The sequence below is a fragment of the Mesorhizobium sp. WSM4814 genome (genome assembly GCF_055811595.1).
Genome location: NZ_JBVVQT010000006.1, coordinates 18,544 through 40,310 on the forward strand (window position 1 = coordinate 18,544; position 21,767 = coordinate 40,310).

A 21,767-nucleotide genomic window follows, 5' to 3' on the forward strand; every position below is an offset into this window, starting at 1 on the left:
CTTTTTGGCAGTGCTTGTCATGGCAGCTCCGTGGCTATCGCCGAGTGACCTCTCAGAGGTTAATCTGCTGGACCGCTTCAGGGCGCCGGTCTTCATGGGCGGAACATGGCAGTATCCGCTCGGTACCGATGCGTTGGGGCGGGACATGCTCTCGCTCATCCTGCGCGGCATCCAGGTCTCCTTGACCATCGCGGTAGTCGGCACGATCGGAGGAGCAATCGTCGGAACAGCGCTTGGTCTTGTGGCTGCCTGGATAGGCGGCATTCTCGATGCCATCGTTGGCACGCTCGTTGATTTTCAGGCGACGATACCGACCCTGATCCTCATCCTCGCCCTGATCACCGTGCTTCCGAGTGCAGACTTCACGGTGTTCGTCGCCATCATGATCTTTCATGGCTGGGATCGCTACGCTCGCCTCGCCCGGGCGATCGCGCTTTCGGCCAAAAGCCAGCCCTATGTTCAGGCTCAGCAGATCATGGGCGCCTCAACCTTCCGGATCATAACCAGATCAGTTTTGCCAAATGCGATGGCAGTGCTTCTGGTCAACATGTCGATCAACTTCCCGCAGACGATCCTGGCGGAGACGACCCTCAGTTTTCTGGGGGTCGGAATTCGGCCTCCTGACGTCTCGCTGGGGCTTCTGATCGGGATCGGCCGCGACCAGCTGTTCAATGCTCCGTGGGTCGCGCTGACGCCCGGCTTCCTGATCTTGATCACGACGATCTCCATTTCGGTCTTGGGGGACTGGGCGCGGGACCTCGTCGAGGCGGACTGACCCACGCCAGAAACGCTTATCGCCCCGTACGAAAATCGCCTCTCGGAACGAGAGGATTTTCTTCTAGGTCGAGTTAGAAAGGCCAACAATGACCAGCAATATCAGTGCAATCGGGTTCTATAACCGCCCAAGCTTAGGCGACCTGGAACTGTTCAATGCCTCGCTTCGAAAGGTTGCCGAGACCGGCGCGGACGCCTGCGAACTCCCGATCTACGCCGAGGAAGTCGTGTCGCGGGGCCGGATCATGAAGGATCGGGCAGCCCGCATCACGACGATCGTCCGTAGCTATGGGTTCAAGAGGCTCTCCCTGCATGGACCGTTGATTTCGAATTTCATGGACCCCGAACATCTCGATCTTCACAAGCATGTCATGCAGGCCAATCTCGAATTGTGCGACCGCCTCGGTGCCGGATTGCTGGTCCAACACGGCGGTCATGCTTATCCGGCTCCAGGCAAAGACTGCGCGGACTATGACGCCATGGAGCGGGAGGCGCTGGCCGAAATGGCGATCGTCGCAGCCGGCTACGGCGTTCGCATTGGCCTTGAGAACATCTTCGCGTCGGCCGACGGTGAGTATGTGCAGAGCCCGAGTGACGTGGCAGCAACCGTGCGCGCAATCGGCTCGGACCACGTCGTTGCCGTTCTCGATCTGTCCCACGCCTATATCGCATCGACCGTACGACGACTGAACTTCCGAGAAGAGCTGCGCGCATTGGCGCCGGTGACCGGTCATCTTCACGTTCACGACAGCTACGGCTTGCCCAACACCATGCGCAAGTTCCACCGTCCGGTCGAAGCCACCAGCTATGGCTTCGGCGATCTGCATCTTCCGATTGGCTGGGGCGACATCCCGTGGGAGCCGATCTTCTCGGAACTCCAATTCCTGCCGGACACGATGCTGATCATGGAGATCGAAAGTGACCGGTTCGCCGATGAACAGCCGGCTTCGCTCGAGCGCGCAAGACGGCTTGTTCAGCTGAACCCTGCCCGCTGACCCTTCGTCACGAATTTTAAGGCTTGGGCGGGACGCTTTTCTGAAGGCAGAGAATGAGGCCGACGTTCCATCGCCAACGATCTCGTGACCGAGCCAGCGCCACTACGGATTTCACGCCACCCTAAAAGCGCCGTTTCGGCTGGCCGGCGGTCAATCGGTCGAGGTCCTGGAACAGGCGATGCGCGATTTCGCAGACGGCGCCCTGCCCTGCCCGATTGGCCGTCTGCGGATCGGCATGATCGGCGGCTTCTTCGCCCTCGTTCCTGCCGGTCCCATGGCATTCCTGCGCGGCTTCGCCTCACGGATCGTGCGCGACTTCGATGGCTTCGAGCGCCGATGAATCAGTCGGAGCTCTAACGGCGCATGCGTCGATTAACGCCGGTTGCGGCAGCGAGGCTGCGGTCGCGGAATTCGAAAGGAGCGAATCCCAGGCTGCGACCGGAATGGTGCTAGACATAATATTCGGATGATACTAAAAGACATTCGAATATCTGGAGAGAGGCTACTCTGCGTTCGATAACCTCAATGGTGGAAGAAAAGAGACTATAATGGATGAAGTGAGAACCGGTGACGCGGTCATCGGACAATACGACCACGGCCAAGCGCTTGGCATCCTCGCATCCGCTCGGCCAGCTGCGATCAAGGCTCTGGCGGAGCGGGTTCTGGATGGCTTCGGTGACGTTACGGTCATCAGCAACCGGACGGGACTTGCAATGCTTCCCTATCAGGACACGGTGAAAGGCACCGCATTCCACCTGGGGGAAGTCCTCGTTGCCGAGGCGCAGATCGAAGTGCCTGCCCACGACCTCGAAGGATATGGGGCTGTCGTTGGGCGCGACCTCGAACACGCCATGGCGATGGCCGTCATCGACGCAGCCATTGCCGCCCGACACCAGGCCAGCGTCATACTCGAGCTCCTCGATGCCGAGCGCCGGCACCAGGAAGAGAGCGATCGGCAGCGGCTGAGACAAGTCGAGGCCACCCGCGTACAGATGGAGACTTTCTGATGCCTCTCACCCTTGCTCCGACCGCGGACGACAGCCGCACGAACGCCGCCTTCGAGGAACTGATGTGGGCGCTCAGCCGCCCCGGGGTCATTCGCACGCTCCCTGCCAGCGGGCTGGCGGCGGTCGCCGGAAGCCTGCTTGATCGCGAATGCTCCTATTGTGTGCTGGACGATCCGGATACCCAGCAGGCCGTAAGTCGCACCGGTGCACGCGCCCTATCGCAGCGCGCAGCCGAATACATCTTCTCGAGGATCGACACGGCTGAAACAGTCACCGCATTGTCAGGCATGCGGGTCGGCACGTTGGCTTATCCCGACGAGGCCGCCACCTTGTTTGCTCCCGCTCGCCTCGGCAGTGGCTCGAGATTGCGTATGACCGGGCCCGGCATCAAGACCAGCATGACGATTGCGGTCGATGACGTGGAGCCATCCTTCTGGGAGTTGCGCCAGCGGGCTATCCGCTACCCGCTTGGCTTCGATGTCTACCTTGTCGATGACGACCGTGTGATCGGCATCCCCCGTTCCACAACAGTCGAGATGCTCTGATGGCCTATGTAGCAACCCGCGGTGGCGAGCAGGCCATCGAACATGCCGAGCGGCTGTTTCGATGCGATCTCGGAACGATCAGCCGCGACCGGGTCGACGCCGTGCGCAAGAACCTGCCCTATCTCGTCGACCGCTTAATGGGAGAAGCTTCGCTTTACGAACCTGATCTGGCGGCATTGGCGCTCGCCCAGGCCGGTGGCGATCTTTACGAAGCCGTGCTGCTGCTACGCGCCTATCGCACGACGCAGCCGCGCATCGCCTTCGCCCGGCCTATAACACAGCCGGACCTGTTCACGGTCCGTCGCATCTCGGCGGCTTTCAAGGATATTCCGGGCGGCCAGATCCTTGGCCCCACGCTCGACTATTCCCATCGCCTGCTGCAGGTCGGTGTCTTGATGGGCGAGGATTTCACGCCCCAACCCGTGCCGCCTGCTCTGCATCCGGCGCCGGCCACGCAGCCATCGCTGATCGACTGGCAGAAAGCTCAAGGAATAGTCCCCGATCTTCCGGCGGAAGAAGTCGCCCCGGAAGACATCCCGGACCTGACGCGCGAGCCACTGCTCTTCCCAGTTCCGCGCGCACACAAGCTGCAAAGTCTGGCGAGAGCCGACACCGGCGGCACGCTGGCGCTCGGCTATGCCACGATGCGCGGTTACGGCGACGTCCACCCCACCGTGAACGAATTGCGGCTTGCCGAAGCACCTGTCCGTCTCCGCCATCCACGCGGCACGATCTTCAGCGCCGGCCGCGTTCGTGTGAGCCAGGCCGAGATCATCTCCAAATCGAAGAATCTGGAGCTCGGCTTTTCGGCCACGTTCGGCTGGAACGAGGTAAAAGTGATCGCCGCCGCGACCCTCGACATTGCTTCCAGCCAGCCAAATCCAGCTTCCGCCGCAACGGAGGAGTTCATCCTCTATCATACCGAGCCGGTCGAAAGCTCCGGCTTTTGTATTCATTTCAAACTCCCCCACTACGTAACCTTCCAGTCTGCTCTCGATGCCTTTCGAAGGGTCAAGGCTGACCGCGAGGCATCAGTCTCGACGGTCGCCAAGAAAGAGCTGACACAAGCACTGCAGGATGATGCGCTATGAAATTGCAGGAACTGACCAGGCCCTGGGCGGCATTCAACTATGGATTCCTCGACGAGTCGGCCAAACGGGAACTTCGCCGGCGCATTTTGAAAGCGATTGCGGTACCCGGCTATCAAGTACCCTACGCCAGCCGCGAAGTGCCGATGGCGCGCGGCTGGGGCACCGGCGGATTGCAGGTAACGCTCACCCTCCTGAAGCCAACCGCGGTCGTCAAGGTCATCGACCAGGGGGCTGACGATTCCGTCAACGCCTGCAGCATCCGCAAGTTCTTTGGCCGCGTCGGCGACGTGATGGAGACACAGGATACCCAAAAGGCAAGCATCATTCAGTCTCGTCACCGCATTCCTGAAGAGAAACTGCGTGACGACCAGGTTCTGGTGTTGCAGGTACCCGATCCCGAACCGTTGCGGACCGTCCAGTCAGATATGTCGGTCGCACGAGAAATGCATGGTGACGCCGACTACGGGCACCTTTGGCTCATTTTGTACGAACAACTCGTCAAGTCAGGGCGGATCATGCAGTATACGGAGTACCCCAGCCTCGTGAACGGCCGGCACGTCATCTCCCCCTCACCGATCCCGCGCTGGGACGTGCTGAAGCTCAATGAAGCCGACCACCTGACCATTCTCTCGGCCGGACGCGAGAAGCGAATTTACGCCGTACCGCCCCATACACGCGTGGAACCGCTAGTGTTCGACGATATCCCCTATCGGGTCGAGGATCATCAGGACAAGACCTGCTACCGCACCAATGTCACCGGCTTCTTCATGAACGAATTGCCGCAAGATGACGGCTCCGCGAAGTTCGAGCTCTCGGACAGCCATTTCGGCGTGAAGCACATGCGCAAAGCTCAAGGTGAGCCGGTCGAGATCGGCGATACCTGGTACAAGAACGGGAAGATGAACTGATGAGCGCTCTCTATCTCGCTGCGGCGACGCAGATCACCCGCCAGCCTCCGCGTCTGATGCTCGCCGAGCCGATGCTTACCATGCGCGGCATTTCGAAGAATTTCGGTGACGTCAAAGCTCTCAGCGATGTCAATGTCAGCGTCTACCCTGGCGAGGTTCTGGGTATCGTCGGCGAATCCGGTTCCGGCAAGTCGACTTTGCTCAGAATGATGAATCTCGAAAATACTCCGGAAGCCGGTAGTTATCATTTGGCCGTGCCAGGCCGCGAGGACCGAAATCTCTTCACGCTCGACCGCTTCGAGCGGCGCTCGCTGAGAGCACAGCATATCGGTATCGTCTACCAGAACCCTCATCTTGGCCTCCTGATGGGTCACACCAGCAGTGGCAACGTTGCCGAGCGGCTGCTAATTGCCGGCAAGCGCAACTTCGCGGAACTGCGTGAACGGGCGCGGCAGTCGCTTGACGCATCCGAGTTTCCGGTCGAGCGGATGGATGCGACGCCACGCGAACTCTCTGGCGGCATGCAACAGCGTGTGCAACTCGCGAAGGCAATCGCGCTCGAACCGGCGGTGCTGCTTCTCGACGAACCGACCACCGGTCTGGACGTTAGTGTTCAGGCACTTGTGCTCGATACGCTGAAGCGGTTGCAGCGGGACCGCGCCATCACCATGGTTCTCGTCTCCCACGATCTCGGTGTGATCCGGACCATGGCCGATCGCGTCATGGTTATGCGTCGCGGCAAGGTCGTGGAACAGGGGTTGGCGGATCAGATCTTCCAGGACCCCCAGCATGCCTACACCCAGCAGCTCGTCCACGCCAAGCTTTGAGAGTGTCAGACATGAATATCGAGGTTTCTATACCCGAGACGCCGGCGCCTGTGTTGCGCGTCGAGGGCCTTACCAAGCAGTTTGAAATGCACCACCTCAAGCGCACGCTGTTTGCCTTCGACAACATTGATTTTGAACTTCGTGAGGGCGAGTTCATTCTGCTCAGGGGTGAGAACGGCGCCGGCAAGTCAACGCTGCTGCGGACCCTCTACCGCTCCTACCTGCCACGAGGGGGTCATGCTTACTATCACACGCGGGAGGGCGTGATCGACCTCGCCTCGGCCGCCGACGTCGATATTGCCGTCCTTCGCCGCCGCGAGATCGGGTTCGTCACCCAGTTTCTCAATGCCAGGCCTCGCGTTGCTGCTGAGGAGGTTGTTGCAGAACCCCTGCGGCTCGCCGGCACTTACCATGCCGAGGCTCTCGTCGAGGCCCGCCGCTGGCTCGGCGCGTTCGGGGTGAAGAAACAGCTCTGGGCGGCCTATCCATCGACCTTCTCCGGCGGCGAGCAGCAGAAGGTCAATCTGGCGCGGGCTCTGATTCTGCCGCAGCGGCTTCTGCTTCTCGATGAGCCGACGGCTTCGCTCGACCGCGACGCCCGAAACGCTTTGGTCGAACGCCTGACGCAGCTTAAGGCATCTGGTGTCGCAATGATCGGGGTGTTCCATCATCCGGAAGATGTGGCCGGTCTTATCGACCAGGAGATCGCCCTAAAGACGGTCAAGATCGAGGACCAATGACAACCGCGAAGTGGTCGTGGAACCCTAGTTCCATCCATAGTGATAGCCTCTGCGATGCTAAACGCGTTTGTGGCGCTGGGCTTTGTCAGTCCGTGGATGATCCTCCGCTTCAGCTTCTTGATCGCATGCGGCGGCGCTCTCAACGATCAGCCTGGCAAACTTCGGTTTTGAGATATCGTCGACCGGCACGTGTCCCCGGTGCCGTGACCATGCTCTCCGCCCGAACTGTGGGCCCGGCACTCGGCGGCATCGTGGTTGCCTCGTTTGGACTTATTGGCGGCTTTTACCGTGGCTACCCAAGCCTATTCGGTACACTTTGGCACCATATGGCGCTGTAAATGGCGTCGCTCACACTCACAGGGATCGTTTCTGGTCATCTCCGAGCGTACCGATCGGAGACCGGAGACCAGATCGACCAGCCAGTTATCGGCGTCCTCGAAGTCCGGCGACGGCTTCTGCTCTAGCTGTAATCACAAGGTCGCCCGTTTGACGCCGCTCGGTCAAGAGCGTCGTTTCAAGCGATGCGGCGTGGCAGACGCGCAGGCCTCCGTGCGAGTCTGCCTGGAGCCAACCCGCAAGCGGGTCCCGTGCGGGCGAGCTCAGAAGCCGAGAGCTTGAAATCATCGGCGCGAAAGCGTCCCGTTGTAACCAAAAGCACGATTTGCGACAGAACCCTCCCGAGTAACCCCCGTTTGCTATACAGCCGCAAAGACTAAGGGCGGGCCGCCAATCACACCACGGCCATAACGTCTAGGCAGCGGTCTTGATCTCGGCCATGACGCCGACGATGTCGTTCACCACCGTCTCGACCAGCTTCTGGTCGTCGCCCTCGGCCATAACCCGAATCAGGGGCTCGGTGCCGGAAGGCCGGATCACCAGGCGGCCGGACTTGCCGAGCCGGTTGCGGGCATCCTCGATCGCGGCCTTGACGGGCCCCGTCTCCAGGGGCTCGCCGCCGGAAAAGCGCACATTCTTCAAGAGCTGCGGCACCGGCTCGAACTTTTTGCAGATCTCGCTGACCGGCTTGTTCTGGCGCTTGATGCAGGCCAGCACCTGCAGCGCCGAGACCAGCCCGTCGCCGGTGGTGGAGAAATCAGACAGCACGACATGGCCGGACTGCTCGCCGCCGACATTCAGCCCATGCGCGCGCATGTGCTCGACCACGTAACGGTCGCCGACCTGGGTTCGGTGAAGTTGCAGGCCGGCTTCACCGAGGAAGCGTTCGAGGCCGAGATTGGACATGACGGTGGCGACGACGCCGCCGCCTGCCAGGCGGCCGCTCTGATGCCAGGATTCGGCGATCAGCGCCATGATCTGGTCGCCGTCGACGACAGCGCCGTTCTCGTCGACGATGACCATGCGGTCGGCGTCGCCATCGAGCGCTATGCCGATGTCGGCGCGCACTTCATGGACCTTCTTGGAAAGGCCCACCGGGTGCGTCGAACCGCATTCCTCGTTGATGTTGAAGCCGTTCGGCTCGTTGTTGATGGTGATGACCTCGGCGCCGAGTTCCCAAAGCGCTGCCGGCGCCACCTTGTAGGCGGCGCCGTTGGCGCAATCGACGACGATGCGCAGGCCCGCCAGCGACATGGACCGCGGCAGAGTGCGCTTGGCGAATTCGATATAGCGGTCGTGCACGCCGTCCACGCGCTTGGCGCGCCCGAGCCCATCCGCGTCGGCCAGCGAAATGTCGACATCCTGGTCGAGCAGCGCCTCGATGCGCATCTCGATCTCGTCCGACAGCTTGTAGCCGTCGGGGCCGAACAGCTTGATGCCGTTATCGTAATAGGGATTGTGCGAGGCCGAGATCATCACGCCGATATCGGCGCGCAGCGACCGCGCCAGCATGGCGACCGCCGGCGTCGGAATCGGCCCCAGCAGGAACACATCCATGCCGGCGGCACAGAAGCCCGCGACCAGCGCGTTCTCGATCATATAGCCCGACAGCCGCGTATCCTTGCCGAGCACGACGCGATGGCGATGGTGGCCGCGCTGGAACGATAGGCCGGCAGCCATGCCGACCTTCATCGCAACCTCGGCGGTCATCGGAAATTTGTTGGCCCCTCCCCGGATCCCGTCCGTTCCGAAATATCGTCTCGTCATCTTACTCGACGTGCCTATATATGATTCACCCAAGTGTCGCCTCGTGGACATTCCCACAGGCAGCCAGTGTCCGAGTGACTGGCCGCTTGCCACTCCGCATCTTCTTTGCAGGATACCATGATTGTCAGGACGAAAGGTGTCCTTAGCTCACAATCTGGGGTGAGGACAAGAGCTGTACAAAATCTTGCGCTAAGCCCGAACGGATCGTGAAACTCATGCGGCTCGCCGGGTTGGGGTCGGTAGCCTAAGGGTTCGAAAGCCTTCGGGCATCTGATGCTCGGTGTCCCAGGTGTAGATGCCTGTCAGGTTGATAGGTTCCCAACTCAGCGGCGAGATATGCTTCAACAGCGTATCTGGAATGGTTCGCCTTGGCCTGCCGGCCATCTCCCCGCAAGGAGGGAGATTGGCAGCTTCGCCGCTGCGCCCATCTCTGCAACATTGATGATTGGCGAACGCATCAGTGACATATAAACGCCGGTGCTACCGAGCAGGCCGATGGAATCGACCTCAGCCGCGATCAGCCGGCTGACCAGTTTCCATAGCGCGTCAACGTCGACTCGGCCGGAACGATCGGCGGGGGTGATCGGAAAAGCAGACAGGCCGTTCGCGAAAAATCATGGTTCAATTCCTCGATCGGTGGGGGCGAAACCCGGCCAGTAGTGGCCGTCAGGCGTCGGCCGCTTGCCAAAGATGGCCTGACCGACGCGCACGACAGTGGCGCCTTCCTCGATGGCTTCCTCGAAGTCTCCGGTCATACCCATGGAGAGCCCGGTGAGCGCGGCGTTGTGCTTCACGGCTTTGTCCCTCAGTCGGCGCAGCAGAATGAAGCAAGGCCGCACCTTGGCCATGTCGGAGGAAAACAGCGCAAGTGTCATCAACCCGCATGGCCGGAGACGGGGAAACTGATCGAGGGTCTCCACGAAGGGCAGCAGTGCGTTCGGATGGAGGCCGAACTTGCTGTCCTCGCCAGACGTGTTGACCTGCACATAGAAGTCGAGGAAGCGATCTTCGCGGTCCAGCCTCGTGTTCAGAAGGTCGGCGAGCCGCAGGCTGTCGAGCGCATGAAACTCACGCGCGAAGCGGGTCAGATATTTGGCCTTGTTGGTCTGCAGATGTCCGACGATGCTCCAGTCGATGGCGAGATCGTGAAGCGCCTCGCTCTTTGTCATTGCCTCCTGGATCTTGTTCTCGCCGAAGGTGCTGATGCCGACGTAGAAGGCATATCGCAGGATATGGGCCGGCACCGTCTTGGTGATCGGCAGCAACCGCACCGAGGCACGGTCGCGCCCGGCCCGCGCGCAAGCAAGCGTGATGCGCTCTTCAACCGACGCCAGATTGGTGCGGAAGCTGGTAAGGGGATCAGGCCCGAAGCGTTCGACGTCCTCGGGCGAAAGCGGCGGATTGTTCGTGCCCATTGTGATCTGCCCCTGTCGTAGACAAGCTCGTTGGCCTTGAGCCACGTGTAGCCGACGCCACTAAGAAACACGAGGCTCTTGTCGGGCGCTGCATAGATGGTCCGATCCGCCGCCGTTGCGACGGCAGACAATGTGCAGACGGTGGCGAAAGCAAGAATTGCAACTGATGATGTGCAGCGATTCATGGGGCGGGCTCCTTGGCCCCCCGGGGATCGGGATAGCCCGTTTGTGACTTTCCGTTAAACGTCGGCGGCTCTCAGCGCCTGTACGCGGGGAGTTGTTTGTCGCGTCGACCATTCCTGGGCATTGGTGCAAAGACGTTGAACTCCGATGCGATGTCGAGGACGGCTTTGGTCGTTGCCCTTTGTCTGGTGCGCACCGCGCTCGTTGCCCGTTCTACATGGGTAGCGGTGGGCTGCCTTGAGCTGGATCAGTTTTAGGGCGAACGGCCTGGTTGAATTCCGGCTCGCGACCCCGTTGCGGGGCCAATTGCAGTGGCGTCGGCAAACGAGCCACCCCCCAGCCCTGCCGGTCATGCGTTCGCTGACCCCAATTCCCGAAGCTCGTCGAGCATGGCGACGTCGAGCCGGTTGGGGCAATCTGCCATGCGCCCCTGCTCCTCGGGGTGTTGCCTGCGCCGTTGCGGACCAGAGGCCGCGATAGCACCGGCGCAATTAACCAGCGGTGTTGCGTCACTCAACTCTTGTACCACCTTGTGACCCGGTCCGGATTGCACCAGACGGAGTTTCCAATGCGTTTTTCGACTCGGCTCACCCCTCGTATCGTAAACTTCTGTGTCCTTGCACGTTCGGGCACCGCCTCAGCAGCGCGCTTTGTGTCCCGCGTCCAATCGTCGACGACAGTGAGGATGTGGAACGGTCGGAGACGAAGTCGAGCGATCACCACTGCTTAAGACTCGGCGGTACCAGCATCGGCACGGCCGCGGGCGGTCAGCTTCTCGCGATAGAACCGAAGAGCTCTTGTGGCAATCTCGTCGCCCATTCCCACACATTTGCGACGAAGGCGGCGAAAGCCGAGATTTGTCTAACGCGAACATGCCCGCTCTCTACGACAACAGCCAAGCATTGCGAGCAGCGCAGAGCCGTGACGAACGACCTTCCAGTCGGCTTATCTCTCCTCGGAACTGTCGGCAATGTGGCCGCCGGTCTGCCGCCGCCACAGGCGGGCATACAGGCCGTCGCGTTTGAGTAGCTCCCAGGGGGAGCCCTCCTCAACGATGCGCCCTTTGTCGAGCACGACGATCCTGTCCATGCTGGCAATCGTCGACAGGCGGTGGGCAATGGCGATCACCGTCTTGCCCTCCATTATAAGCTCGAGTTTTTCTTGGACCGCCGCCTCGGCTTCACTGTCCAGGGCAGAAGTCGCCTCGTCTAGAAGGAGGATTGGCGCGTCCTTAAGCAGCACCCGAACGATGGCGACCCGCTGACGCTGGCCGCCAGAAAGCTTCACCCCGCGGTCACCGACGAAAGCATCGTAGCCGGTGCGGTTTTCGCTGTCCTTGAGATCGGCCACGAAACCGTCAGCATCGGCCAGCATTGCGGCGCGTTCGACCTCCTCCGGCGAGGCATCCGGCCGGCCGTAACGGATATTGTCCCCGACAGAGCGATGGAGCAACGAGACATCCTGGGTCACGACCGCGATATTCTGACGCAGGCTTGCCTGCGTCACCGAACGGATATCCTGGCCGTCGACGAAGATTGCGCCATCGTTTACGTCGAAGAACCGCAGAAGCAGGCTGACAAGCGTTGACTTGCCGGACCCCGACATGCCGACGAGCCCGACCTTCTCGCCGGCGCGGACCCTGAGCGATAGATTCTCGATTACCCCTTTTCCTTGCCGGTATTCGAACCGGATACCCCTGAATCCGACCGTGCCGGCGATAACGGCCAGCGGCCTGGCTCCGGAGACATCGGTTACCGTTGAAGGCGTGGTGATGACCGGCATCGCGTCGCGTATCGTGCCCACAGCCTGGAATATCTGCTGTCCTAGCTGGAGAAAGGCCAGGGAGTTGGCGTTGAGCCGCTGAACGAGTGCGATTGAAGCAACAAATTGGCCGGTGGTGACAAAACCGGCCACGAGTCCCCAGAGCCCGACGGCGATGTTGGTCAGCGAAAGAAGGACGTTCAGCAGGACGACGCTGGTGTCGGTTGTTAAGCGGATGCGCCGTTCAAGCTGTTGCGTCTCGATGGCATCTCCCATGATGGTGCGCATTGCGTCCGCCTCGCTGTCTTCGGCCGCAAACAGCTTGACCACGTGGATGTTGCTGTAGAGGTCGGTCATGGCGCCGACGACGAGGCTGCGCGCACGGGCAGAGTGGCGGGACCGCACGGCAAAATATGGCACTGCCACAACCGCGACTGCGACGTTCGCCACGATCCAAAAAAAGACCGGAAGCGCCAGCGGCCAGGACAGCGTGGCAAGCAGCGAAAGCGAACCGAGAAACTGCACGAGAAAATACGGTATGCTGGAAGACGCTACGACGATCTGCTGCTGCACGGCGGCGGCGAGTTGCGAAATGCGCGACGCCACCTGGCCGGCGAAGAGATCGTGGAAGAATGCAAGGTCCTGACGTTCGACCGCCTTGTAGCCATGCCATTGCATAGCCGCGGGCATGCATACGGACACTGCCTGGGAACCCAATGCCTTGGCGATGAACATCAGCAGCGGTTGCACGGGGAACATCAGCAGGCCGAGGAACGTGAGCATAGGCCAAGCTTCCTCAAGGAAAACCGCCGCACCGTTCGTGCTCACCCCGTCCACAATGATATACATGCCCCAGATCACCGCGAGGTTGATTCCCTCGACCGCCATCATGAAGACGGCGATGGCCGCCAAGGCGCCACGGAACATGCGTGCGAAATGCAGAAGCAGCGCAAACGGACCTGTTGCCGGCAAAGGTGCGTAGGGGATATCCAGCGGGCGGATAAGCGTCTCAAAGGGACGATAGATGAAATGCAAAGGCGACATGGCGGGTCAAACCGACTGATCAGAAGAATGGGTGCGGCGCATCGGAGGAGTGCGAGAGCGCTCGCCCCTTGAACTGCCAAGCGCACGTTCCTCGTCCACACACAATGCGTTCCTGGCGCGCTTCGAGCGGACCACGCAAGGCTGAGGGGCGCACTTGAATGTACATGCGCGCTGTGGCCACGTTCGAGAGCTGCATAGGGTGGCCCTCGTAGTGCTGGTGGACGGCTTGGCTGAAGGAGGCGCGATCTATGAGGAGGCGCCGCGGCTGGCTATAGCGGTCCAGTTCCCCAGGTGTGGCTGGGTTCATCGTCCTGTGCTGGCCGTCTCATTGCGGGCATCGAGCACGCTCCTGGTTGATTTCTCGGTCCTCCACGACGCCCTGCCAACGTCTCACTTACGAGATCAAAGCAATTTGCGTGCCGGATTTGCGCTCCGTTTCGTTCCACCGCTTGCTCGCCAGCCGGTGCCTGGCTGTAACGGCCAGCGGGTGGGGCTCCGACATTCATGTTCAGTTTCGGACATACACACGCTCGGGAAGACCGAATGGAACCTCGAGCATGTAATCGTTGCACCCGAGCCGAATTTCATCCTCACCGGCTCCCGACCAGGGCGCTTGCTGAAAAGAGCGCTTGCTGCGCCAGCCATGGGTTCGCGGTAACCGCCGCAACCTTTTTCTGATATCGACCTGCTGGTTCACGGAAGAAGCCGATCCCGTGCGTCGCGCGATCGAGCGACTGCCGATCATCTGCGGGGAACGGGCATTCCCTCACGACCTGATCTTTGCATCGGACATTTCGGTCGAACGAGTGCAGGAGCTACTCCATGACGGCGTTTAGAAGCCGGGGTCGCTAGGCTGTCGCTGAAGATCGACCACGTTGCGAAAGAGCGGCAGTTTCGCCAGATCGAACTCGTCGAAGGTCGGGCCGTCGTGCTTGCTCACCGCGCAACGCACCGGTCCGAATTCTCCTCCAGCACGAAGGTGCCGGTCGCCTCGCCAGGGAGTTCAGCACCACTGCAAGCGGAATTCCGGTTTATAGAATTAAAAGGATTCATGACCTTCACACTGATGCGATTGCACTTAAAAAATGGAGAATCCGAGCTACGCCATTCTCGCAATAAACTGCCAAACCTGACCGAACGACTGCGTTCTCACCATTACTGCCAAGCGACACTTCGTGGATTTCGCGCCGGAAGGCTTCCGAGCCGAGATAGCGGTGAGAAAAATGGTCTTGATTGCCTTGCCGAGTTGGGCCAGCGCCTTGTAGCTCGGGCGCTGCGCGCTCGCCCGCGCAAAGCGGCGCAGGATCGATTCCGCATCGGCCGTGCGGTGCTGCAGGGCCGCCGCATATTTGATCAACTCGTCATACTGCTGCTCGATGAGGTTCCAGGTCGATCGCCGTGTCAGGATCGGCAGAAGGTTCGGGAGCTCGCGCTTCATTTTGGTGTCGGGCACCCCGCACTTCATCGGCAAGAGAACGGGGGACGGTTCCGGCCACGGTCGCCAACCATCTGGTGGCGCACCGCGACGGTCCGGCTCTTATGCTACGGCGAACTGGAGAGCACATGCGCCCCCTGCCATGACGCACGCATCCAGAAGGAAGAGGTGAGAGGCTACGCGATTGGGTGTGGTGAGAGTGGGAGGCGCATCGCGTCCGACCATCCGTGGAATCGGCAGCCCTGATTAACGTCTGCGACGTCTGACCAAGGCCATCCATGGCGGAGTGCTCTCGCTGAGGTTAAAGGCAGCCTCTTCGGCCTCGTACCGGGTCAGCCCGGTGAGCGGCTGACCGTATCTATCGGCGGGAAGCCCTGTCAGGCTATCGATCACAGACCACAGCCCTGATTCCGACGGCAGAATCTTGTAGCGCCTCATCGAGCCCTCGCTTGCTAGAAGCACAGAGAACTCCCGCCTTGCCGCAAAGTTCCGCAGTGCAGCATCAAAATGTTGCGACGCACTATGAGGGATCCAGTTCATACGACGGCGGGGTCCTTTCGGCGCGCTGCCCGACTCCGGGTGCTGTCGCTTTGCAGTTAATGATGAGAATGGCTTGTCAACGGTTTCAGTGCTGAAGCGCACAGGTTGGACGCGATGAACACATGACAATGCGCGTCAATGGAGCGGCCCGCTATCTCCAAATCCTCAGTAGTTCGGCAACCTGCCAACGGAAGCATTGCGGGCATTCCGAGTTTGATAAGTCTCGACGCAGCATTACGCTTCTCTTCGTGTGCAGACCGAGCTCAGGGAGATCGTACAGAGGGCCTCGCCCCTACTGCACAGACGCTCGACTTCTCACTGAAACATTATCTCACCAATTTCGGATCGTGGTCGCTGACTTTCGGCTGTCCGGCTGCACCGAATTGACGTGCAGCGTTTTCATGGTGGCCGAGTGTCCTGGCCCCAGCAGGGTTAATGCGTGATCGAGCGATTGCGAATTGCCGTCAAAGACGTAGCTGATGCGTTCCGAAGGCGGCTCGTCGAGGGCAAGATTCTTGAATTGCGGTTCGCTGCCGGTCAGCAGGAGCAATGGGGTCTCATACCAAAACGCATTGAAATCTCCCAACACGACGACTGCCCGATTGCTATCTGCAGGCAGACTTCTAACGAAGTCGCGCACCGCCCGAGCCTGTGCGATACGCGCCGGTTCGGCGGGGTCAATCGGTGGTCGGATGGCCCCATAGGCGCCACCGCTACGGATTTCGACGAGAGATGAACGTTGATGACGGTTACTTCGCTGCCGCGGAATCTGAACGACGCGACCAAGGGCAGACGGCTCCGGCCGAAAGCAGGTGCATCGATCTGCTTTGGTGTCGAGGCGTCGGGGGTAAGGCGTGCGGTTGTAGAGGTAGGCGACTCGGATGTTGCCTCCGGGCTGGCCTCCTGACGTGTCATCGAGCGGGTCGATAGAGAGCGGCAGATAGGCCGGACCACCCGCCGCAGCGATTGCGTCGACCAGAAGTTTGAGCGTCTGGTCGGCCGCGACCACTTCGCCATATTGGGCACCGTCGTTGTCCTGCATTTCCTGCAGCGACGATATCGGGCGAGCCTAGAAGCTTGACAACGTGTTCTGCAATCGAACTGAATTTTCCAACGCCGACATCGTCATCCGGATCGTTGACGGGCGTCTTGTCGACAGCCTCGACGACGGGATCCAAATTCTCGACATTGTAGCCAGCGATCGTCAGCACATTGTCTTCCTGTGCCTCTCCGATAGGTTCGGGCGCCCACGCTTTTGGATTGGCGCCGGTGGTGTTTGCCAACCGAATTTCATAAAGCCCTCGATCGTAGGTCACGTATCCTTCGATACTGACAAAAGTGTCACCCAACGCGTGTTGGAATTGCGGCTTCTGAGCGTCCGTCACCTTGAATCTGGGTTCTCTCAGGATTGGCGTCGCCGGGTGTAGCGGTGATGCCGCCGAGCGAGTTCATTCCGGAAGCGCCGGCGCCACCGTCGGCGACGACCCAGAACTCGCCAAAGTCGTTAGTCGGACCAACAACAACCGGATTATCGATCCGGACGTACGTGCCTTCCAGGCTCTCGTAGAAACCGGCGCCAGAGTTTTCCGGGTCGGCGCTGTGTTCCGAAATGAAGAGAATATCGGTCGGCGGCAACCTGCCAGCCGCTCCAATGACCACAGGCGGTAGAGGCGCGCCTGAAGAAAGTCTCTCGAAGACGGCATCATTGATATCTGTTGTTGTCCGCGGCATCGTTCTCATTGAACTCGTGAACCACGCCCTCCACACGCACCCGGTCACCCACGGTCAAGCCGGTCGCTTTGCGCCGGACGATGATGCTGTCCGAAGTTGCGTCGGCGCCATCCCCCGCTTCATCTCGGACAATGAAATTGTTGCCGAAAATGTGGGTCACGGCTCCCTCGATGATCACCGTCGATCGAGCATGGGGAGAGATGTGCGTTGAACCTTGATCTGAGGAATTGTCAGCTTTTCGGCTGCGTGAACATAGGCTGGAACCGCAAGGAACACTCCGGTGGTCAGAATGCAGACCAGGCGATGTTTCATTTCCCCCTCCCCTAAAATCGATGACTTGTGCCCATCTCTCGAAATCAACAATAGGATAGAACAACGCTCCCAACCGCAAGACGATAAAACGTATTAATGTCTCAAAAACAGTCCGGCCTGTCGTACAAACGGATCGGAAGAGCCTCACAATGACATCAAGGCAGCCTGTCACTCCATTCCCGAGTTGGCCGCCCTGTGGAGAATATCCCAAAGGCACATCGAGAAAGCTAATGGTTCTATGAGTTGGTCGGCAAATTCGAGGCAAGCATAAAGTATCTCTGGCTGGCTCTTTTGACTTGCTTGGTACTTGGACAGTCGACTCAGCCTGGCTCTTCACAGCCGTCAGAGCTGGCAACCACGCGCCAATCCTCGTCGTCGTAGGCGGCGTCCAGCAGCCACATATACGTGGCGACGCGTTTATAGTCGTATGGGGTAAGGTAGGGCTCGCTTGGCGCTTCGTCCGCGACCTCGGGATCCAGAAGAGGGTTAACCACTGACTGGCCTCCTTCTTGGGGTATCTATCCGTCCCATATAAATTGCGCATAGTGCCCATTCAACGCTGCCATTAAGATGGCGTGCGGGATCGACTCGAATCAAGCACGGTGCTTTGATCCGGGTTCGGTTGGCCGGAGGGAATAATGGTAGACGTGGATCTTCAGCGGCTTTTGGCGGGCCTAGAAAAGCGGGTTTCAAACCTTGAGTCGGATATTCGACGGGCCGATTTTCCGGTGATGAGGAGCTACATCGATATGATGCGGTCCCTTCATCCAGCATCTACGAACTTGTCGAACATCCGTGAAAAGTTTCTGCTCGAAGTAGTTCGAGCGAAGGGACTGCTCGACGGCATCGGCCTCGATTCGATAGAGGCGAAGGGCCGAAACAAGTACGCCGAAAAGAACATCCCCTGGGGCGCGAAGCAAGCAACCGCTTTGCGAAACCTGAAGCGGGCTCTGCATGAAATCGCGGGTAACTACCATTGGAAAGAGGACGAAGATGCTCCGGCTACCTGAAGGGCTGAACCTCTCTCACAACCATCTCGCTGCAAAGGGTCTAGAATGGCATTGCCTAAAATCGAGTACATTGCGTTCTCCAAGGCCGGCAAAAAACTAAGGGAGGCTCAGAGCCTTAAGGAAGGTGGCAAGTTGGAAGGGGCTTTTGAAGCCCTCTGCGATGCAGTCGAGAGCCTCATCTCCGACACCGAGAGCGAGGTCGAGGACCTCGAAACAAAATTCAACGACCTTGAGGGGCGCGTTGGATGACAACAGTTTATCTTCGGCCAGCTTCATCATCCCGCGTCTTGGTGCGCTCTTTGGAAGTCACGAATTTTTCTATTGTCTCGGCCCGGTAGAGGACCCGGTGTAGACCGGTGGAGGCCAGTGGAGATTGATGGAATCGCCAATCCACGTTGCACTACTTGAACGCCATCTATTATAGTGGCGGCCGGGGGATAATTATGCCTTGCGAGGTCGAGTTTCTACCGGTTGGCGCCGGCTCAAACGCTGGCGACGCCATCGTACTCCGCTACGGGGACGCCATCGCCTATAAGCTGATGTTGGTCGACGGTGGACATGCAGAAACCGGGGACAACATCGTCGCACACCTAAAAAAGCATTTTGGGCCATTTCCCGTGTTGGAGCACGTGGTGCTCACTCATTCCGATGCGGACCATGCGTCTGGATTGCGGACGGTCTTGAGTGAAATTCCGGTGCGAAATCTCTGGATGCATATCCCATGGTTGCTTGCCGAGGAATCCCGACACCTATTTTCGGACAAACGGTGGACGGCAGAAGGCCTAAAGCAAGCCATCAAGGCCGAATATGGAACGATCAGCGAAATCTACGATCTAGCTGTAGAGGCCGGCTGCAACATCTTCTTTCCTTTCCAGGGAGTGGACATCGGCCCTTTCCGAGTGTGTTCGCCTAGCCGCGTTGCGTACAACTATTTGTTGCCACAATTCGAGAAGACGCCCGACCCTGACCAGGCCGCAATTGAGGGTGCCCAGATGTGGCTGGGCAAGGAATCGCTTGCCCGCAAGATCTTGGAAGCGGCGAAAGCCGCGATGCAGAGTTGGACGACGGAGAGTTGGGATAGCGAGCGCTTAAAAGATGGCGGTGTCACTAGTGCAAGCAACGAATCGAGTGTCGTGCTTTACGGCAGTTTCGAGGACGACGCGCGCGTGCTTCTTACCGGAGATACAGGGGTCAATGGTTTGCGATGGGCGGCAATCTATGCCGAGAGCGTTGGTTTGCCACTTCAGCATTTCAGCTTTGTGCAAATTCCCCACCACGGCAGTCGCCGAAATGTGGGACCTACGATCCTGACACGCCTGTTCGGAGAAATTCAGGCGGAAGGTTCGGCATCTCGCTTCAGTGCCTTTGTTTCCGCGCCAAAGGACGATGCGAGGCATCCCCGCAAGATAGTTTTAAACGCATTTAAGCGCCGTGGCGGCCACATCATAGCAACGCAAGGGGTGAGCAAGGTACATTGGGGAGGTTTCCCACCACGTGCCGGATACGACGTGGCGGAAGGCCTGCCTTTCTACACCCGGGTCGAGGAATACACGTGACCACGGGCGGGCCGCCTCGCTCGTTGAAGGATCAAAACCGCTGGCAGCTTTGGCTCACCATCGCCGCTAATTTTGCCTTGTTCTATGCCGTGGCTCAGTCTGACGCTTTCGCGGTTTCCGGCTTCAAGGGCCTGCTTGTGGGAGCCGCAAACCTCCTTCCGGTTGGCCTAGCGCTTGTTGTTACGTCAATCGCAAACGGTCTTCTGAACGCTGCCGCGAAGGCGCGCCTAGTGTTCTTTCGATGGCATTATGCATTGCCAGGACATCGAGCATTTAGCGAATATGGACCGACAGATCCTCGCATCGATATGTCCCGCCTGCGAGATTCCTTGGGGAGTACTTTTCCGGAAACGCCGGGTGATGAAAATCGCCAGTGGTATCGGCTTTACAAAGACGTGGAGTCCGAGGCCGCTATCCTTCATGCTCACAGAGAATTTCTGTTTACGCGGGACTACGCCGCTTTTTCATTCCTGTTTCTTGTCGGCTTTGGGACCGCTACGATTTTCATGGTTCAATCCCTTAAGGTATCGCTCATCTATTGCGCTGTTCTGTTGCTGCAGTTCTTGGTTGTTCGCCACTCGGCAGCAACGTATGGCGTGCGCTTGGTAACAACGGTTCTGGCGCGCAAGTCAGCCAGAACCGTTTGAGCCGGCGTCCATGTCGCTCCCATCCTCGCGCGTTCCGATAGCGTTCTTTCGAGCACACCTTCCAGCTCACGCCGTCGTCACATTTCCACAGCGCGGCGAAACTGTATTGGCCGGTGTTCAGAGCGCCAAAGCCCAAATTATTGAGCGAATACCCGACCGCGCTGGCGGTAAGGGTCGGATCGAATTTTTGCGACATTGAGACCGTTGACGGCTTCCACGATCGCATAATTTTAGTTCGACGGCGCACCATACAGCCCCCCGTCGATCATGTTGACGAATTCGTTGATTTCGCCGGCTTCAAGGGTCACGCTATCGGCATTTAGCCGGATGCCGCCCGTGTCCATAAACCGAAACTGTTTGCTGGTCGGCAAACCGGCCGGAGCCGGGGCGTGAGCTATCTGAAAGCAGCGACAGAATGGAAACCGTCACCCCCGCCGAAGTTCGATTGAGCTAGAAATTATTCCCTCGGGGGCGGCCGGCGTTGAGTTCATCCCGGAGGAAGGCGGCGGCGCCGGCGTGAGGTTGAGGAAGGAACGAACCTGATGGCTCCACGAACAATCAGCATCGACGAAATGGATGGCTTTCAGATCGACGATGACGGCCGGCTGTACCGCCGCGGCCAGAGCGTATTGCTCGAGCGGCGCATCACTTTGCGAGGCTTCGAACTGATCCTCGCATCGACGGCGGCCGTAGGAGCGCTCTTGGCCGGCGTTCACCCGTTCGGTGCATCTTTCGGATGGTGGTGAGCGACGAAGGTGCCAGACGACCTGCCAAGATTCCCGATGGCAGTAGTCGCCCAAGCCAGGAGAGAGACCGGCGGGCGAACTGCTAGCGCGTTCCAAACGCCTGATCTGGTGATAGATGTTTCCCCGCCAGCCGGCCGCCTCGAAAAGCTTCCAACTCCCCCGGTGCTCGATAAAGGTAGCGCTGCGATGCCTGGTTAGGCGTTATGTCAACCAGCTTGCCTTCAACCCGCACGACGCTATGGGATAGCGAACTGCACCCACGGCATTAGGCCCCATACGCAAAGTATAGGAAGCCGCATAGAGATCGGGCGCGAGGGCTTCGATCTCCGAATCGGCAACCTCATGCATCCTGCATTGCACATCTGACGAGCTGATCCGCCAAGGTCAGCGGCAATCA

The 21,767-nt window shown here is 59.5% G+C and carries 22 protein-coding genes and 2 pseudogenes; 14 read left to right on the forward strand and 10 right to left on the reverse strand.

All coding sequences use genetic code 11. The features are described from left to right. Window positions 1–19 precede the first annotated feature (19 nt). The 9 genes from AC0L2V_RS12075 to AC0L2V_RS12115 all read left to right on the forward strand — a co-directional run bounded on the left by AC0L2V_RS12075 (window position 20) and on the right by AC0L2V_RS12115 (window position 6,887). Window positions 20–775 carry an ABC transporter permease gene (locus tag AC0L2V_RS12075; RefSeq protein WP_473504699.1) on the forward strand — a complete coding sequence of 252 codons (756 nt, stop codon included), beginning with the start codon at window positions 20–22 and terminating at the stop codon, window positions 773–775. Between the two features lie 88 nt (window positions 776–863). Then, complete coding sequence (locus tag AC0L2V_RS12080; protein WP_473520174.1) at window positions 864–1,769, forward strand: sugar phosphate isomerase/epimerase family protein; 906 nt, start codon at window positions 864–866, stop codon at window positions 1,767–1,769. 178 nt (window positions 1,770–1,947) lie between these two features. Beyond that, on the forward strand, window positions 1,948–2,109 hold the full coding sequence (locus AC0L2V_RS12085; protein WP_473520175.1) for a DUF1045 domain-containing protein: 162 nt from the start codon (window positions 1,948–1,950) through the stop codon (window positions 2,107–2,109). A gap of 208 nt (window positions 2,110–2,317) precedes the next feature. Next, window positions 2,318–2,776 carry a phosphonate C-P lyase system protein PhnG gene (gene phnG / locus AC0L2V_RS12090; RefSeq protein ID WP_473520176.1) on the forward strand — a complete coding sequence of 153 codons (459 nt, stop codon included), beginning with the start codon at window positions 2,318–2,320 and terminating at the stop codon, window positions 2,774–2,776. Further along, window positions 2,776–3,321 (forward strand): phosphonate C-P lyase system protein PhnH, encoded by a 546-nt coding sequence (gene phnH / locus AC0L2V_RS12095; protein ID WP_473520177.1) that lies wholly within the window; start codon window positions 2,776–2,778, stop codon window positions 3,319–3,321. The genes phnG and phnH overlap by 1 nt, the downstream gene beginning before the upstream one ends. After that, complete coding sequence (locus AC0L2V_RS12100) at window positions 3,321–4,412, forward strand: carbon-phosphorus lyase complex subunit PhnI (protein ID WP_473520178.1); 1,092 nt, start codon at window positions 3,321–3,323, stop codon at window positions 4,410–4,412. Before phnH ends, AC0L2V_RS12100 begins: the two co-directional genes overlap by 1 nt. Then, window positions 4,409–5,320, forward strand: coding sequence for an alpha-D-ribose 1-methylphosphonate 5-phosphate C-P-lyase PhnJ (locus AC0L2V_RS12105; RefSeq protein ID WP_473520179.1), 912 nt, complete (start codon window positions 4,409–4,411; stop codon window positions 5,318–5,320). Before AC0L2V_RS12100 ends, AC0L2V_RS12105 begins: the two co-directional genes overlap by 4 nt. Continuing rightward, window positions 5,320–6,147 carry an ATP-binding cassette domain-containing protein gene (locus AC0L2V_RS12110; RefSeq protein ID WP_473520180.1) on the forward strand — a complete coding sequence of 276 codons (828 nt, stop codon included), beginning with the start codon at window positions 5,320–5,322 and terminating at the stop codon, window positions 6,145–6,147. Before AC0L2V_RS12105 ends, AC0L2V_RS12110 begins: the two co-directional genes overlap by 1 nt. Before the next feature lie 50 nt (window positions 6,148–6,197). Beyond that, window positions 6,198–6,887, forward strand: a complete 690-nt coding sequence (locus AC0L2V_RS12115; RefSeq protein WP_473520181.1) for a phosphonate C-P lyase system protein PhnL — start codon at window positions 6,198–6,200, stop codon at window positions 6,885–6,887. Between the two features lie 750 nt (window positions 6,888–7,637). On the opposite strand, the gene glmM is transcribed toward AC0L2V_RS12115, so the two are convergent. From glmM to AC0L2V_RS12165, 10 genes and pseudogenes are all read right to left on the reverse strand, one after another. After that, window positions 7,638–8,990, reverse strand: a complete 1,353-nt coding sequence (gene glmM, locus AC0L2V_RS12120) for a phosphoglucosamine mutase (RefSeq protein ID WP_473520182.1) — start codon at window positions 8,988–8,990, stop codon at window positions 7,638–7,640. A gap of 341 nt (window positions 8,991–9,331) precedes the next feature. After that, complete coding sequence (locus AC0L2V_RS12125) at window positions 9,332–9,589, reverse strand: hypothetical protein (RefSeq protein WP_473520257.1); 258 nt, start codon at window positions 9,587–9,589, stop codon at window positions 9,332–9,334. 15 nt (window positions 9,590–9,604) lie between these two features. Next, window positions 9,605–10,405 (reverse strand): YggS family pyridoxal phosphate-dependent enzyme, encoded by an 801-nt coding sequence (locus tag AC0L2V_RS12130; RefSeq protein ID WP_473520183.1) that lies wholly within the window; start codon window positions 10,403–10,405, stop codon window positions 9,605–9,607. 1,128 nt (window positions 10,406–11,533) lie between these two features. Continuing rightward, window positions 11,534–13,393 carry an ABC transporter ATP-binding protein gene (locus AC0L2V_RS12135; RefSeq protein WP_473520184.1) on the reverse strand — a complete coding sequence of 620 codons (1,860 nt, stop codon included), beginning with the start codon at window positions 13,391–13,393 and terminating at the stop codon, window positions 11,534–11,536. An 886-nt stretch (window positions 13,394–14,279) separates the two neighbouring features. Then, a pseudogene (locus AC0L2V_RS12140) lies at window positions 14,280–14,416 on the reverse strand (phenazine biosynthesis protein PhzF); the annotation flags it as partial. 152 nt (window positions 14,417–14,568) lie between these two features. Beyond that, window positions 14,569–14,816: pseudogene (locus tag AC0L2V_RS12145) on the reverse strand (Tn3 family transposase); the annotation flags it as partial. Between the two features lie 883 nt (window positions 14,817–15,699). Beyond that, window positions 15,700–16,410 carry an endonuclease/exonuclease/phosphatase family protein gene (locus tag AC0L2V_RS12150; RefSeq protein WP_473520185.1) on the reverse strand — a complete coding sequence of 237 codons (711 nt, stop codon included), beginning with the start codon at window positions 16,408–16,410 and terminating at the stop codon, window positions 15,700–15,702. 299 nt (window positions 16,411–16,709) lie between these two features. Next, on the reverse strand, window positions 16,710–17,099 hold the full coding sequence (locus tag AC0L2V_RS12155; RefSeq protein WP_473520186.1) for a hypothetical protein: 390 nt from the start codon (window positions 17,097–17,099) through the stop codon (window positions 16,710–16,712). Next, window positions 17,071–17,259 carry a single stranded DNA-binding domain-containing protein gene (locus tag AC0L2V_RS12160; RefSeq protein WP_473520187.1) on the reverse strand — a complete coding sequence of 63 codons (189 nt, stop codon included), beginning with the start codon at window positions 17,257–17,259 and terminating at the stop codon, window positions 17,071–17,073. Before AC0L2V_RS12160 ends, AC0L2V_RS12155 begins: the two co-directional genes overlap by 29 nt. A gap of 14 nt (window positions 17,260–17,273) precedes the next feature. Continuing rightward, complete coding sequence (locus AC0L2V_RS12165) at window positions 17,274–17,411, reverse strand: hypothetical protein (protein ID WP_473520188.1); 138 nt, start codon at window positions 17,409–17,411, stop codon at window positions 17,274–17,276. 638 nt (window positions 17,412–18,049) lie between these two features. On the opposite strand from AC0L2V_RS12165, the gene AC0L2V_RS12170 reads away from it, so the two are divergent. The 5 genes from AC0L2V_RS12170 to AC0L2V_RS12190 all read left to right on the forward strand — a co-directional run bounded on the left by AC0L2V_RS12170 (window position 18,050) and on the right by AC0L2V_RS12190 (window position 21,370). Further along, a complete protein-coding gene (locus tag AC0L2V_RS12170; protein ID WP_473520189.1) occupies window positions 18,050–18,421 on the forward strand; it encodes a hypothetical protein in 372 nt (123 codons plus the stop codon). A 45-nt stretch (window positions 18,422–18,466) separates the two neighbouring features. Then, a complete protein-coding gene (locus AC0L2V_RS12175) occupies window positions 18,467–18,670 on the forward strand; it encodes a hypothetical protein (RefSeq protein ID WP_473520190.1) in 204 nt (67 codons plus the stop codon). A 155-nt stretch (window positions 18,671–18,825) separates the two neighbouring features. Then, window positions 18,826–19,977 carry a ComEC/Rec2 family competence protein gene (locus AC0L2V_RS12180; RefSeq protein ID WP_473520191.1) on the forward strand — a complete coding sequence of 384 codons (1,152 nt, stop codon included), beginning with the start codon at window positions 18,826–18,828 and terminating at the stop codon, window positions 19,975–19,977. Beyond that, complete coding sequence (locus AC0L2V_RS12185) at window positions 19,974–20,624, forward strand: hypothetical protein (protein ID WP_473520192.1); 651 nt, start codon at window positions 19,974–19,976, stop codon at window positions 20,622–20,624. The genes AC0L2V_RS12180 and AC0L2V_RS12185 overlap by 4 nt, the downstream gene beginning before the upstream one ends. Window positions 20,625–21,166: 542 nt before the next feature. Further along, entirely contained in the window at window positions 21,167–21,370 is a 204-nt protein-coding gene (locus AC0L2V_RS12190) for a hypothetical protein (RefSeq protein WP_473520193.1), read from the forward strand. Window positions 21,371–21,767 lie beyond the last annotated feature (397 nt).